Annotated in this window: 11 protein-coding genes; 2 read left to right on the top strand and 9 right to left on the bottom strand. The window is 65.9% G+C overall.

Annotated features, from left to right (window positions below):
- Nucleotides 1–98: 98 nt before the first annotated feature.
- The 4 genes from ABEA06_RS02310 to ABEA06_RS02295 form a co-directional block, all read right to left on the bottom strand.
- A complete protein-coding gene (locus ABEA06_RS02310) occupies nt 99–1283 on the bottom strand; it encodes an MFS transporter (protein WP_345310431.1) in 1185 nt (394 codons plus the stop codon).
- 117 nt (nt 1284–1400) lie between these two features.
- Entirely contained in the window at nt 1401–2621 is a 1221-nt protein-coding gene (locus ABEA06_RS02305; protein ID WP_345310430.1) for a DUF4097 family beta strand repeat-containing protein, read from the bottom strand.
- Between the two features lie 9 nt (nt 2622–2630).
- Nucleotides 2631–3287 carry a response regulator transcription factor gene (locus tag ABEA06_RS02300; protein ID WP_345310429.1) on the bottom strand — a complete coding sequence of 219 codons (657 nt, stop codon included), beginning with the start codon at nt 3285–3287 and terminating at the stop codon, nt 2631–2633.
- Nucleotides 3288–3291: 4 nt separating this feature from the next.
- Nucleotides 3292–4617 carry a sensor histidine kinase gene (locus ABEA06_RS02295; RefSeq protein WP_345310428.1) on the bottom strand — a complete coding sequence of 442 codons (1326 nt, stop codon included), beginning with the start codon at nt 4615–4617 and terminating at the stop codon, nt 3292–3294.
- Between the two features lie 402 nt (nt 4618–5019).
- Between ABEA06_RS02295 and ABEA06_RS02290 the strand changes: the two genes are divergently transcribed.
- The gene (locus ABEA06_RS02290) at nt 5020–6327 is read left to right on the top strand and encodes an acyltransferase family protein (RefSeq protein WP_303382884.1); all 1308 of its coding nucleotides are present in this window, start codon (nt 5020–5022) and stop codon (nt 6325–6327) included.
- Here the strand turns inward: ABEA06_RS02290 and ABEA06_RS02285 are convergent.
- A complete protein-coding gene (locus ABEA06_RS02285) occupies nt 6284–8800 on the bottom strand; it encodes an alpha/beta fold hydrolase (protein ID WP_345310427.1) in 2517 nt (838 codons plus the stop codon). The genes ABEA06_RS02290 and ABEA06_RS02285 overlap by 44 nt on opposite strands.
- Before the next feature lie 31 nt (nt 8801–8831).
- Entirely contained in the window at nt 8832–9260 is a 429-nt protein-coding gene (locus tag ABEA06_RS02280) for a hypothetical protein (protein WP_303382878.1), read from the bottom strand.
- Between the two features lie 99 nt (nt 9261–9359).
- On the opposite strand from ABEA06_RS02280, the gene fdhA reads away from it, so the two are divergent.
- Nucleotides 9360–10583 carry a formaldehyde dehydrogenase, glutathione-independent gene (fdhA, locus tag ABEA06_RS02275; RefSeq protein ID WP_303382879.1) on the top strand — a complete coding sequence of 408 codons (1224 nt, stop codon included), beginning with the start codon at nt 9360–9362 and terminating at the stop codon, nt 10581–10583.
- A 180-nt stretch (nt 10584–10763) separates the two neighbouring features.
- On the opposite strand, the gene ABEA06_RS02270 is transcribed toward fdhA, so the two are convergent.
- From ABEA06_RS02270 to ABEA06_RS02260, 3 genes are all read right to left on the bottom strand, one after another.
- On the bottom strand, nt 10764–12395 hold the full coding sequence (locus ABEA06_RS02270) for a thiamine pyrophosphate-binding protein (protein ID WP_345310426.1): 1632 nt from the start codon (nt 12393–12395) through the stop codon (nt 10764–10766).
- A 170-nt stretch (nt 12396–12565) separates the two neighbouring features.
- Nucleotides 12566–13447 carry a manganese catalase gene (locus tag ABEA06_RS02265; RefSeq protein ID WP_303382881.1) on the bottom strand — a complete coding sequence of 294 codons (882 nt, stop codon included), beginning with the start codon at nt 13445–13447 and terminating at the stop codon, nt 12566–12568.
- 180 nt (nt 13448–13627) lie between these two features.
- Entirely contained in the window at nt 13628–15073 is a 1446-nt protein-coding gene (locus ABEA06_RS02260) for a sodium:solute symporter family protein (protein ID WP_345310425.1), read from the bottom strand.
- Nucleotides 15074–15123: the final 50 nt, after the last annotated feature.

Here is a 15123-nt window from a genome sequence, read left to right as displayed (position 1 = left end):
GCTCCGTCCCAGAAGAGTAGCGACGATATATGGTTCCCTATTACCGCATTCCCCTCTCTAAGCAGTAATAGGGAACCTTAAATCCCTCGGACGGGAGGTCAGCGGCCCCTACCCCGGATCCGCAGCGACCGGGCGAAGATGATTGCCAGAAGGCCCATGAGCGGTACGAACGTGATGGCAATGCGAAGTCCCACGGTGTCCGCGAGAGCACCCACCACGGGTGGAGAAATCAAAAAGATCAACCGCATGCTCCAGCTGACCAGTGTGAGCCCGGTGCCGGGTTTGAGTCCGGGAGCGCGGTCCGCCGCGGCGTACGCGCTGGGCACCAAGGTCGCGCAACCGAATCCGGCCAGGCCGAAGCCCACCAGGGCCATGGGGACGTTGACGGCGAGAATCACGGTGCCCATACCCAGGAAGATCAGGGCGCCGCCGAAACGCGTGATGTTCACTTCCCCAAAGGCGTTGATCATCCGGTCGCCCAGCAGACGACCGATGAACTGCGCGCTCACCATGACCACGTACCCGAAACCCATCACGGTGGCCGCGGCGCCCAGGGTGTCCCGGAGATACACGGCGGCCCAGTTGTTGCCGATGTCCTCGACGAGCACCCCGGACATTGCAATCACCGCGAAGGGCACGAGGGTCAGCAGCGCCTTACCCGCGCCCGCCGGAATGATGGGGACACCGGCGGTGTCCGTCATAACCTCCGCGGGAACTTCATGGCTGTCCGGGAGCGAAAAACGCATGGCCCCCAGTGCTATCGCCGCGAACAAGACGCCGCTCAATCCCAGGTGGATCGGCAGAGGCATGTGCAGGGCGATCGCCGCGGTGCCCATGAGACCGCCCAGCACGGCACCCACACTCCACAACGCGTGCATCGAGTTGATCATCGAGACACCCGCCAGCCGTTGCACTCGCAGCCCCTGAGCGTTCTGGGCGGTATCGACCACGGCGTCCAGTGCGCCGGCGAGGAGCAGCCCCACGAAGAACACGGCCACGTGGGGAATGGACCCGGCAAAGAACACGGCGCCGGCCAACAGCACCGAACCGACCGCCGCGGCGGGCGCCGTTCCGAAGCGCCGAATGATCGGCGCGGGCAGCGGCCCCGCCACCACACCGCCAATGGGTAGGGCAATCAGCACCAGCCCGTACATGGCGTTGGACAGTTCGAACATGTCCTTGATCTCGGGGAACCGCGGCAGCAGGTTCGCGTAAATCGCGCCGTTGGTCATGAACAACAACGACACCGCAATGCGGGCTCTAAGGATGTGGGAAGGGCTCACGGGAACCAGCGTAGGGCCCCAGCCCAGCCACCGAAAACGCGGGTCCGCGCCTCACTCGGAGGTACGGACCCGCGTGCGTTGGCCTATGCCCATGGAACTCGGCCGGTTCTCACCCGCTCAGTTGTCCACATCATTCCACGGGTCGTTGGTCATGGCATCGTCGTAGGCGGAGTTCCACTGTTCGCGCCAGTAGCGCATGTCCGCGCTGTCCTGGGAGCTGACGGGCTCACCGGCCACGAACAGACACGGTCGATCGCCGGGTGCGGATGCGCAAGCCTCCTGGGAGCTCCACGCCGTGACGAACCCGGACCGGTCACGTGCGGAGTTCGACGGCGCCGCACCGGGCGTGTTCGACGCCCCGGTGCTCGGGGAAGCGCTGGGCGACCCGCCCGCGGTGGTCGAGGGGCTCACGGCAGGTGACGGCGCAGCGTCGTAATCGTCGAAACTCGAATCGAACGACCCGTTGTGTCGGCTCCACTCCGGCGTGACCGTCTCGGGTGAGCGCGGGTCGGCGAAACTCTGCTGCGAGTTGGCGGGGTACCAGTAGTCGGCGGTGGGCAACTTGAGTTCGTAGACCCCGTTCTCGGCGGTCACGGACGTCTGCTTGGGTGCAGTGCCGCTCACGCGGACGGACGTGAGGCCGTTACGCGTGTGGGCGTCCAGGCGGTCGCTGACCTCCACGCCGTCCAGCAGTACCTGACCGTTGACGGTGCGAGCCCCCAGCTCCTTGGCCTTCACGGAATGACCGCTCAGGGAGCCGTAGTCGGAGCTGAGGTCGACCCGGTCGAATGCGCCGGAAATGTCCACGATCCCGTGGGTCGCCCTGAGGTCCAGGGACGCGAGGGAATCGTCCTCGGGAACGGTGATCCGAATGTTGTTGATGCCGCCGTTCCACCGTGAGGACTGTTCGGGGGCGGCAACGCGAATCACGCCGTCCGCTTCCCGCGGGCTGCGTTGATCGTCCAATCCCCAGCCGATTTCCTGCCACTCGACCGCCACGTGTTCGGCGGTGGGACTGGTGACAACGTGAACGTTGGCGCTCTGGGCGTCCACCTCGATACGTGATGCATCCGAGGAGGCCGTCCAGGTGTCCGAGCGTTCCTGGGTCATTACCGCAGCGGCCGCAGCTCCCGCGCCGCCCACCAGCAAGGACAGTGCGCACAGGCCGCCAATGATGCCGGTCGCGGTGTTCCAGCCGCGGCGTTGGCCCCGGCTGATGGGTGGATTGGTGGGGTGCGGCCCCGCGGTGGGCGCGGACTGGCGCGCCCGGTCGGGTGAGGGGTCGGGTGATCCGTGGGGAGCGCCGTCGGGCTGGGAAGGGGGAAATTGTGTGCTCATGGCGGTGTCCTAAAAAGAGTGATCCGGGTAGCCCAGGTACTTGAGAACGGCCAGCACGCGGCGGTTGCCGGTCGCTGACGTCACCCCGAGCTTCATGAAGATCGAGCCGATGTGCTTCTCCACGGCCGATTCGGTCAAATACAGGTTGGTGGCAATCGACGCGTTGGACAGGCCCTGCGCCATCAGCCCCAGCACTTCGCGCTCGCGGGGCGAGAGCAGTTGCAGGTCCTCGCGTTGTCGGGAGCGCACCAGGATCTGGGTCAGTACCTCCGGGTCCAGCACGGTCCCGCCCTGGCCCACGGTCTGCACGGATTCCAGGAACTGGTCCACGTCCGCCACGCGATCCTTGAGCAAATACCCCAGACCCTCGCGGCGAGAGGCGATCAGTTCGGAGGCGTAGCGCTCCTCCACGTATTGGGAGAGCACGAGCACGGCCACCTCGGGGTAGGCGGAGCGGATGAGCACCGCGGCGCGAATTCCCTCGTCGGTGAACGAGGGCGGGAGTCGCACGTCCACCAGCGCGAAGTCCGGGTGGTGTTCCTCCACGGCCTTCACGAGGCCCTCGGCGGTGTCGGTCTCGGCAATCACCTGGTGACCGGCGTCGGTGAGCAGACGGACCAGACCGGCCCGCAGCAACACGGCGTCTTCGGCGATCACGATACGCACGGCGTCACGCTCCTTGATTTTCGACGACGCCGCTCGCACCCCGGTTGCCGGCAGGCACGTTGGTATCGCGGCGGGCGGGTGCGCCCAGCGGTAGCTGCACGATTACTTCGGTGGGACCGCCGGTGGGGGAGTTCAAGAAGAACTGGCCTCCCGCGGAACGGATCCGATCCTCGATCCCGGACAGTCCACCACCGGGTACCACGTGTGCGCCGCCGCGGCCGTAGTCGCGAATTCCGGCCACCACGGTGGAGGTCCCGGGAACGTCACCGTCCTGGAGGGACACGGCCACGTCAGCCGTGCGGGCGCCGGAATGTTTGACGGCGTTGGTCAAAGACTCGGACACCGCGAAGTACACAGCGGCCTCGGTTTCCGGCTTCAGCCGCGGGACGTTCACGTTCACCGTGACGGGGAACGAGGCCTGAGCGGCCACGGCCGAGATGGCGGCGTCGAGCCCGCGGTCCTGTAGAACGGCGGGGTGAAAACCACGCGCCAGGCGGCGTAACTCGGTGATTGCGGCCTTGGTGGTGCCGTGGGCCTCGGTGATCAGTTCCTTGGCCGCGGCGGGGTCCGTATCGACGCGTGACTTGGCCATCGACAGGTTCATGGCCACCGAGACCAACTGGGGCTGAACGCCGTCGTGCAGGTCGCGTTCAATGCGGGAGCGTTCGGTGTGAGCGCCGCGGACCGCGGATTCGCGGGCCTCGGTCGCGTACTCGACCTGACGGCGGGACTCGTCCGCCTCACGCCGAAGAGCAGCCGCCTCGCTCAGCCGCAGCAGCGTGGCGGACAGGCCACGGTGGGCCAGGGTGAGCAGAGCCAGTAGGACCAGACCGATGAGGGCGGTCAGGATGCTTGCCAGCACACCGGACCACTCGGGCCACCCGGGTACGGGCACGAAGAAGCGCTGCGCAAGGGAGTCCGCCGGGGCGAACAGAGGTGACAACGCGCCCACGATGCCGGCGCCGATCATCACCAGCGAGATGGCGGAGAGCACACCCAGAATGAAGGTGAGGATCAGGTGCAGGAATCCCAACCACATGGAACCGTCGGTCGCGTCCAACCACAGTTGGTGGGGCACCCGCACCCAGTCCGTGCGCGGGGTGCGGCGTCGCTGCGGGTCACGCAGGTCCAGACCGAATGACGACGCCGATCGCCGCCGTTCCAGCCACACCGCCGCCCAGATCACGTACACGGTTCCGGCCAGGACCAGCAGTCCCAGGCCCACCGCGGGGATCATGGCGATACCGGTGACGATCAGCGTGCCGATCACCACGACCCAGAAGAAGTTCAACAGCGCATCGATCACCAGATCGAGCGTTCCGAAGAACATGGTCCTGGGGGAAAAGGCACTCCACTCGGGGGAGGAGGCCTGAGTAGGCGTAGAGCCGCGCGAAAGTTGCTTGTTCTGCGGGGGCTGCGGTGTTCCGTGCGGTGGAAGTGGACGGGTGTGCGCTGTGTCTGCCGGAATCGCTTCCGTGGGTTCCCACGGGGGAGTCCGGCGCGGGTCTGGAGTGCTCATGGCCACAACGCTACGTTTTGCCCCTGTTTTCCGCGCCAGAGTTAGCCACCGAGTCGAGGTGGGGTTTTCCCCACCTCCGCGCGTGGACGCTGGGTCCGCCGGGGCCGTGACCTGCATCTGAGGGGCCGTCAGCACCTTGTTTGCGGGGCTCGGAGGCGCTGCCGGCCCCTCAGATGTGCCCGGCGGTCATCGTCTCTGCTTACACTGCTTTTCATGAGCGACGGTGTGCAAACCCACTCCGCCCCCACCCGGGCCGCCGGTTCTGTGGCACTCGCGGAGCGGGACCTCGCGGCGGACGCCGCCAGAGTGGGCTGTGTGATTGCCGTGGTGTTCATTCACATACTCATGGTGACCCTCACGGCAGACCCGGACACCGGGGAACTGCGCTCCGTCATGGTTCCCACCGAACAGCCCTGGTACTGGTGGGCCACGTGGATCGCGCAGGTCATGCCGCTGTTCTTCGTGGTCGGTGGGGTGGCCACCGCGGGGGCGATCCGGCGGCGTCGGGCCAGGGGAGCGGCACCGGCCGAGTACGTTCGCGAACGCACCCTGCGACTCATGCAACCCGCGGCCGTGCTGTGGTTGGTCTTCGCGGCCGGTGCATGGATTGCGTTGGCGGCCGGTGTCGGCGAGGAGCTGGTGACGTTCGCGCTCTCCGGCATGGGTATGCCCCTGTGGTTCCTGGCCGCCTACTTGATTTCGCAGGCGTTGGCCCCCACGTTCTTGGATGTGCACGAGCGCATGGGCTGGGTGTGGTGCTGGTTCCTGCTCTCCTGCGTGGTGGCCGTGGATCTGCTGCGGATCGCCACGGACCAACAGTGGTGGGGGCTGTTGAACATGCTGTTCGTGTGGCCGCTGATTCAGCAACTCGGGTTCTTCCGGGCGGACGGCTGGTTCGCCGCGCGTCGCACGGTCACCCTACTTGCAATCGCGGCGCTCTGCTACGGACTGCTGGCCGTGTGCGTGGTCTCCGGGCGGTACGCGCCGGACATGCTCACCAATCTGAACCCACCCACGCTGTGCATGGTCTTGCTGGGTCTGGCCCAGGCGTGCGTGCTGCAGGTGTGCACCCCCGCGCTCAACCGCCTCATGCGTTGGCGCGTGGCGCAAGCGGTCGTGGTCGCGGTGGGAACGCGCGCCATGACCATTTATCTGTGGCACCTACCGGTGATCATTCTGGTCATGGCCGCGTGGCACTTCACGGGCGGTTACGATCCGGTTCCTGGTTCGTGGGCGTGGTGGTTGCTGCGGGTTCCCCTGGCGGTGGTGTGCTGGGCCGCAGTGCTCGCGGTGGCCGCCGCGCTGGTCAGGGTTGAGCGGGCCTCTGCGACACCGTGGGGCAAACTTCGGCTGAGACCTTCGGCCGTGCTGATCGGGTTGATTTGCGTGGTGGTTCCGCCGTTGCTGGAAATCATCACGCTTCTGACCCCCACGCTGGTGGTGTGGGGTGCGGTCGGGTCGGTGGTGTGCATCGGGATCATGAAGTGGGGCGCTGTTGCGGTGCCACGAGGTGTTCGTTGACGTAACCCAGCAGGGTGGGCATCAACGCGGGGTGGAGTTGGTGACCCATTCCGGGGATCTCGATGAATGTTGCCCCGGGGATGGCGTCCGCGGTGGCCGGGCCCCCGTCCGGGCGCACGATCTTGTCCTTGTCACCGTGGATCACCAGGGTGGGGGCGGTGATGTCCGCGAGCACCTCGGCACGGTTTCCGGAGGCGCGAATGGCACCGATCTGACGCCGCATGGCCGCGGATTCCCCGTGCGGGTCGAGGCTGCGATCCCAATGGGCGGCGGCCAACTGTGCCTCGTAGGCCTCGTCGATGGGGTAACCCGGTCCGGCCAAGTGGCGCCCGATGATCACGCGGCCTCGGATGTACACGGACCGGTTGGGGGCTCCCGGAAGCATCAGCATGGCCGCCGTGGACGTTGTGGTGGTCCCCACCTCGGGGTCGCCGGTGGTTGAACACAGGGACACGAGACGGCGGACCAGCTCCGGGTGGTGAGCGGCCAGCGACTGCGCGATCATCCCGCCCAGTGAAAAGCCGATGACGTCCGCGCGATCCACTCCCAGTGCCCGCATGGTGTCCGCGACGTCCTCGCTCATGTCCTCCACGGTGTATTGACCCTCGGGGAGATCACCGCTCAGCAACTGCCGCACCGACGGCGCCTTGGACGTGGCGCGGAACGAGCGGCCCTCGTCCCGGTTGTCGATACGCACCACACGAAATCCCTCCATGACCAGGGACTTCAGGAAGGAAATGGGCCACGCGGTGAGGTCGAACGCCAAGCCGGTGATCATGATGACCACCGGTCCGTCCTCGGGGCCGTCCATGCGAACGCACATGGTGCGGCCGTCTCCGAGGTCCACGATGTGTTCCGCCCCCTTGTCTCCCGGCCCCGCGAGCAGGGTCGGGAGTTCCTCGAGAACGGGGGCGGCGGCGTCGTCGAACCGCAAGAACTCGTCGACCACGGGCCGTGATCTGAGCTCGCGGCGATCCGCGAGGTAGCTCATGGACATCAGCCACGGACTGCGGGTGCCTTGTTGAGGCAGGCCGTCGAGGGCGCGCTGGACGTACCCGGCGTCGAAGTCGAGCAGGGGCTTGGTGGGGAGGCCTTCCGGCGCGACCGGCCGCACGGAGGTCGCACCGATCCCGTCCATGTGCGCGAGGAGGCGAGAAAACCAGTCCACGAGCAAACCGATCTTGAGCGTCCAGGACGCATTGGTGTACCCGATGGCGAACGCGAAGTTGGGCATGTCACTGAGCATGACGCCGCGGTAGGCGATTTTTTCGGTGAGGTCCACGGGCGCGCCGTCAATACTGAATCGGGCCCCGCCGAACAGCAACACATTGAACCCGGTGGCCGTGATCAGGAGGTCCGCGGGGATGTGCTGGCCGTTCTCCATGCGCACGCCGGACTCGGTGATTTCGTCGATGCTCCCCGTGACCACGTGACCGCGCTCGGATTTCAGGGCACGGTGGAAATCCCCGCCGGGAGCCACACACACGCGTTGATCCCATGGTTTGTAGGGCGGATTGAAATGCTCCCTGACGGACACGTGGTCGGGCAGTTGCGTCTTGTTGACGGCCGCGATCGCGCCTTTGACCAGGTGCGGCGCGATCTTGCTCGTCTTCCAGAGCAGCCGCTGCTGGCGCGTGGCGACCGCTCGGGCCACGTGCGCGGTCCGCTCCTCACCCAGGCGAGGCTTCAGCGCCTTGGCCAGCCGATTCTGCGTGGGAACGGGAATGATGTAACTGGGCGTGCGTTGCACCATGGTCACGTCCGCGCCCCGGTCCACGAGCGCCGGCAGCAGTGAGACGGCGGTGGCACCACTGCCGATGACCACCACGTTCTTACCCGCGACCGCCATGTCCCGGGGCCACAATTGCGGGTGCACCACCGTGCCCGCGAAGTGCCGCAGGCCCCTGATGTCCGGCTCGTTGGGTTTGTCGTAGCGGTAATAGCCGGTTGCGTTGAAAAGCCAGGATGCCGTCAGCTCCAGATACTCGCCCTTTCCGGAGGGTTCGCTTGTCGCCGACGACGCCGCGGCGGGGCCCCGCGCGGAGGGCCGCCGAGCGCCGTGGTCGAGGTCGGAGCCGCGGTCAACAGGTGCGGCGGTACGTTCCACGGTGACGCACCAGTGACCGTGCCGGGTGGACCAGTCCGCGGCAACCATGCGCTGGTTGAAACGAATGAGATCGTTCACGCCGTACTCGTCGGCGGTCTCACGGATGTACTGCAGGATGGCCGAGCCCTCCGCAATGGACTGCGGCCCGCTCCACGGCCGAAATCCGTAGCCAAAGGTATACAGATCCGAATCTGCGCGCACACCGGGGTAGCGGAACAAGTCCCATGTACCTCCCGTGGCGCAGCGGGACTCCAGAATGCCAATGGTCTTGTGCGGGTGGTCCCGACTCAGTATGCAGGCCGCGCCAATACCACTCAGGCCGGCGCCGATAATGAGAATGTCGAAGTGTTCAGCGGCCCGGGTCATGAGTCATGGATAGCAGGAGTGTCTGCGGTTTTCATGATCGGTCCAGGTGATCCCACACATTGAGGTCCTGCCAGCCAACGGTCACCGCCCGGAGGTGTTTTGCGCCGTTGACCTGTTGTGCGGCCTTCTCGGTGGCGAAAACGCCCAGTGGTTTCGGGTTGCGCTCCACCGGCGCATGGGAATGCCGGCTGCGGTTGCCCTCGACAACAACGAACAGCTGGTCGCCGTCGCCCACTGCGGTCGCGTCAGGAATGGTGAAGCGCTGCCACGTCACGCGATACGTGGGCCGGACGGACAGTTGTTGCTTCTCGATGGCGCGGGCAGTGAACTCAGTGCGGGTGAGTGCCACGAGTGGTGCATCAGAGGTCTCGGGGTGGTGTTGGAAAACCAGGAATGCCTCTGGTCTGCCCCCACGGGCGTTGAGGATCTTCTTCACGAGTGATGTGAACGGCCGGTTCATGCATTAACCATAGAAGCCCGGGGAGTACGATGGACAGGACCGTGTGTGATTCACATCACAAAAAAGCACGCATGTAGCTCATCGGGAGGAAGATCCGTTATGGCCGACAATCGAGCGGTTGCTTACGAAGGTCCAGGCAAGGTCCAAGTCATTGACACCCCCTACCCGGAGTTCGAACTCAAGGACGGTCCGGGCGTGAACCCGGCCAATGTGGGGCGCAAGGTTCCCCACGGCGTCATTCTGAAAACCATTGCCACCAACATTTGCGGCTCCGATCAGCACATGGTGCGCGGTCGAACCACGGCTCCCCAGGATCTGGTCCTGGGACATGAAATCACCGGAGAAGTCGTCGAGGTGGGGCCCGGTGTCGAGTTCATCAAGGTCGGTGACATTTGCTCGGTCCCGTTCAACATTTCCTGCGGTCGGTGCCGCAACTGTAAGGAACGCAAAACGGGCATTTGTTTGAATGTGAACCCGGACCGTCCGGGTTCCGCCTACGGTTACGTCGACATGGGCGGCTGGGTCGGAGGACAAGCGCAGTACGTCCTGGTGCCCTACGCGGACTGGAACCTGTTGAAGTTCCCCGATCGGGACCAGGCCCTGGAGAAAATCATGGACCTGACCATGCTCTCGGACATTCTGCCCACAGGGTTCCACGGTGCCGTGACCTCCGGGGTCACGGTTGGTTCGACCGTGTACATCGCCGGTGCGGGGCCCGTGGGGCTTGCCGCGGCGGCGTCGGCGTTGCTGCTCGGTGCGGCCGTGGTCATCGTGGCCGATATGAATGAGGATCGACTGGCGCAGGCCCGCAGTTTCGGGTGCGAGACGGTCAACCTCACGGAGGGTGATCCGCAGGATCAGATTGAGCAGATTCTGGGCGTCCCCGAGGTGGATTGCGCCATTGACGCGGTTGGTTTCGAGGCGCGCGGTCACGGCAAGGACGCCGAAGAAGCGCCCGCCACCGTGCTCAACTCACTCATGGATATCACTCGCGCGGGCGGCGAACTCGGCATTCCGGGGCTTTACGTTACCGGCGATCCGGGCGGCATTGATGAGGCTTCGCAAAAGGGATCCCTGTCCCTGTCCCTGGGTACGGGTTGGGCGAAGTCCCTGGCCTTCACCACGGGTCAGTGCCCCGTCATGAAGTACAACCGGCAGCTGATGATGGCCATCCTGCACGACCGGATCCACATCGCCAAGGCGGTCAATGCCGTGGCGATTCCCCTGGAGGATGCACCCCAGGGGTACGAGCAATTCGATCGCGGTGCGGCCACCAAGTTTGTTCTGGATCCCAACGGGTACCTGGGAGCAGCCGCGGCATAGGGGTCGCTGGCACGTCACAAACCCGCGCTGATCGACGTTACGAACCTTGCACTCGCCACGGCGTCATCTGATCGACATTTCAACCAAACTTTCCGAGTTTCTGGGCGTTATCGTCGATCAGATGACGGACTACGGTGGCGGGTGGTCCTAACGTCAATCAGGTTGCGGGTGACTACGGGCTCAGATTCGTAGGTGCACCAGGCTCGGGCCGGAGATGCTCAGGGCCTGTTCCACGGTGGATGCCAGACTGTCCATGGTGGCGGACAGCCCGGTAGCGCCGAAGGCTTCCGCGAGCTGCACCCAATCCGGCTGTTCGAGGTCCACGGCCAACGGGTCGATGTCACGGTCCACCATGCCCTGCCGAATCTCGCCGTACCCCCCGTTGTCCACGCAAATGATCGGCAGGTCCAGGTCGAGTTCCACCGCGGTCATCAGTTCCTGGATGCTGAACATCAGGGCACCGTCGCCCAGCAGGCACACCACCGGACGATCCGGGGCGGCCAACTTGGCACCGATCGCCGCGGGCAGTCCGTAACCCAGGGTTGCGTACGTGCCCATGTACAGCAGCGAGTGCGGGGTGGGTGCGCGGAAGAACGTGGTGGACCCCATGTACGTCACCTGGGACGAGTCGCCGGCCATGATCGTGTTGTCCGGGACCACCTCCATGATCGTCTCGTTGAGCGCGGCCAGGTCCGGAGCCCACTGGCGGCCCTCGTTGTCCATGGCGTCGAAGACTTCCCGTAAATCCGGGGCTTCGCGCTCGCCGACGCCGCTCCCACCTTCCGCGCGCAGCGCCTCCAGCAACTGCGACACCACGGCGGACGAATTGCCGGGAACCTCGATGTCCGGCGTGAGGTTGCACAGCATTTGATCGCGCATGATGTCCACGCGAATGATCGGGCCCCGGGGGGTGATGTCGCCGCCCCACAGCTCCGCCTCGCCCACCTTGGAGCCGATGACCAACAGGGCATCGGCGGTGCGCAGGAATGAATGCGCGGTGCTCAGTCGAAGGTCCGCGCCCAGGGACAACCGGTGCTTTTCCGGGATCGCGCCCTTACCGTTGGTCGTGGTGATCACGGGAGCTTCGAGCAGCTCGGCCAGCTCCAGCAACCGGGGGCCCGCGGCCAACGAGCCACCGCCGGCCAAGATGACCGGGCGGGACGCTGCGGCGAGAGCGGTAGCCGCCGCGGCGACGTCGGACGCCGGTGCGGGTTGCGGTGCACCCAGGGGGCGCGGGGCAGTAGCTGAGGCGGGAACGTCCGCCGGGCCCTCCAGAATGTCCAGCGGAATTTCAATGTGGATGGGCCGCGGGCGGGAGTGGGTGAAGTCGCGCATGGCGTCGTGAATCATGATCACGGCCTCGGCCCCGGAGGTCACGCGGCGGGACTGACCCACGATGGCGTTGACGGCCGCGGAAGGGTTCTTGGTCTCGTGCAGCGACCCGATGTCCCGGAAATCCTGCCCCACCGGGCGTCCCGGGGACAGCAGGATCATGGGTCGGGATTCGGCGTAGGCGGTGGCCGCACCGGAGAGCGAATTCAGCAGCCCCGGCCCGGAGGTCGTGATGACCACGCCCGGCAGCCCGCGCATCTGCGACCAGCCGTCCGCGCCGTAGGACGCGCCCTGCTCGTGCCGCGTGGTGATCGCCCGGATCCCCAGCGCGCGCAGCGGCCGGTAGAACTCGAGCGAGTGCGTGCCCGGAATGCCGAACACCGTGTCGATCCCGTAGCCGCGCAGGGTCTCCAGGACCGCGCGAGCCACGGTGCGCTCCGGGTGTTGGGTGCGCTCGGGTGCTTCGGTCTGAGTGGTCACGAGGCGACGTCCTTCCAGAAGTAGTGATGTTCAGCACTGTAAAGGGCGCGGCACGCGGGAGCCACCACGCCACCCACCGTCTCGTGTCCTCGGAGGCAAAGCCCAGGATATGGAGGAGCGGCCCCCCGCCCGTGGCGAGGAGCCGCTCTCAAGCAATGAACGCGCGGAGACTACTCCTTGTTGAGCTTGTCCTGGATCCTGCCGGCAGCCTTCTCCACCATATTGGGCTGCTCGGTGGTTCCGTAGAAACGGGCATCCGGGTGGGTGGGCGGCGGCATCGGCACCCCGGCCATCGGCTCGGCCTGGTACCCGAAGGTTCCCTTGCCGTCGGGAGTGGGTCCCGAGGCCCAGGAGCCCTCGGCGGCGGCGGGCCCGTCCGAGAAGTTGTAGTAGTCGTAGGAGTACTCGGTGGCCTCCTTGGACTGCGGGAAGTTCGACGGCGTGGGCATCTCCTCCAGCCCGTCCTCCTGAAGTTCCTTGACCGCTGCGACCCACTGGTTCTGGTGCATGGTGTCGCGGGCCAGCAGGAACGAGAGCATGTCCCGGATCCCGTGGTCGTCGGTCATGTGGTAGAGCCTTGCCACCTGGGTGCGGCCCTGCATCTCGGCGTTGATGTTGGACGTCATGTCCGCCAGGAGGTTACCGCTGGCGGTGACGTAGGAGCCGGACCATGGGTTGCCCATCGAGTCCACGGGGCGGGCACCGGCGCCGGCGACGATCCCGTGCTGCACATCGGTGCCACCGATCACGGCGGCCACGGCGGGGTCGTTCTGAATGGCTTCCTCCGTGATGCCCAGGGGTGCCTTTTCCAACAGCTGGGCAACCATGGTGGCGAGCATTTCCACGTGGCCGAACTCCTCGGCGGCGGTGCCGAAGAGCATGTCCCGGTACTTACCGGGAATATGAGCGTTCCATGCCTGGAAGCTGTACTGCATGGCCACGGTGATTTCCCCGTACTGACCACCGATCACCTCTTGTAGCTTGCGGGCGTAGACCGCGTCAGGGGCTTCGGGGGTGGAGTTGTACTGAAGTGTTTGGCGATGAGTGAACACGTGATCCTCCTAGAGGTCACGCCGATGTGGCCGGACCCATGGTGGGTCGAGGCGCGTTACCATCAGCATGCTTACCAGGCTAACCGCGCCCGCCAAGAATGACCAGGGATTACGGCAGCCGAACCGTATGCATCCCTGATATCTCAACTCTCCGGGACCGCCATGGGCCTGGGTTCTCGCTCAGGACGTGGCCTCCTTGATCCGGCGGGACCACTTGGCGGAAACCTCCGTCGAGGTGCGCTTGGTCAGCAGTGACACCACTACGTACACGAGCAGCGAGGTCAGGAGACCCAGGTAAATGGGGGAGTTGGCGAGCACACCGAACGCAGCCATCGACACCAGTGTGACCAATGAGCCCACGGCCATGGATCCGGCCGCGCCCATTGCCGTGCCGCGCTTCCAGACCAGCCCGCCCAGAATGGCGACCAACAGCCCGCCAACCAGCACGTTGTACGCAATGGTCAGGGCCACCACGGTGGACGGGACCAGCATGGAGACGAACGTGACCACCAGTCCCACGACCACCACGTAGACGCGGTCCTTGAAAACGGAGGCGTCCTCGGAGCGGGCGCGAGCGACGTCGTCGGGGGAAGCCCCGAACAGATCCTTGAGGGTGGGGACCACGTCAACGCGGGCCACCGTGGAGGCGGCGATCATGGCGCCGGAGGCCGTGGACATCATGGCCGCGACACCGGCGGCGAGCACCACGCCACCCAGGCCGGCGGGAACGTGCATCTGGGCCATGGCGGCGAACGCCTCTTCTGGTACGGAGAGATTGGGAAGCACGGCCGCCGCGGCGGTGCCGATGAGCGCACCGGCCACACCGTACAGAGCCACGTAAACGGCGGCACCCAGACCGGCCCACCGCGCGACCTGCGGCGAACGTGCCGTGAAGACACGCTGCCAGATGTCCTGGCCGATCAGCATGCCAAAGCCGTAGACCACGAACTGCGTGATGATTGCCTGGGAGCCCATGGAGCCCCACTCGAAGTAAGTGGAGTCGAGCCGCTCGGTCAGCCCGGAAATGCCGCCGGCGGCGGAGATCGAGAACGGCAGCAGGACCAGGAACATGCCCACGGTCATGAACACGAACTGCATCAAGTCGGTGAGGGTAATGGACCACATGCCGCCCAGCACGGAATACGCGATCACCACGGCACCGCCCAGCAGAATGGCCCACGGGCGGGAAATGGGGAACAGCACGGAGAAAATCGACGCGTAGGCCGCCGTGGAGGTCACCGAGATCATCAGCGTGTAGGCAAGCATCACGAACGACGACGCGCTGGCACCGCCGCGGTCCCCATAGCGCAACTGCAGCATCTGCGAGACCGTGAAGACCTTGAGCGACTGGATGCGCCCGGCGAAGAAGAGGCTCAGCGCGGCCAGGCCGGTGGCGATGGCGACCACGAGCCACATGCCGGAGATCCCGTACTGGTAGCCCAAACCCACGCCGCCCACGGTGGACGCACCGCCCAGGACCACCGCGGCCATGGTGGAGGTGTACAGACCGGGGCCGAGCCGCCGGCCGGCCACGCGGTAATCCGTGGCCGTCTTGGCCCGGCGTGCCGCCCACAGGCCGATGACCACCATGGCCACCAGGTACAGCACGATGACAAGAACATTCATGAAGGGTTCTCCTTGGGGCACGGCGGGGGCTGCCGTGACGCGCGGGGATG

The sequence above is a fragment of the Kocuria gwangalliensis genome, from assembly GCF_039544365.1.
Taxonomy (GTDB): domain Bacteria; phylum Actinomycetota; class Actinomycetes; order Actinomycetales; family Micrococcaceae; genus Kocuria; species Kocuria gwangalliensis.
This window is presented reverse-complemented; position numbering and strand designations above follow the sequence as displayed.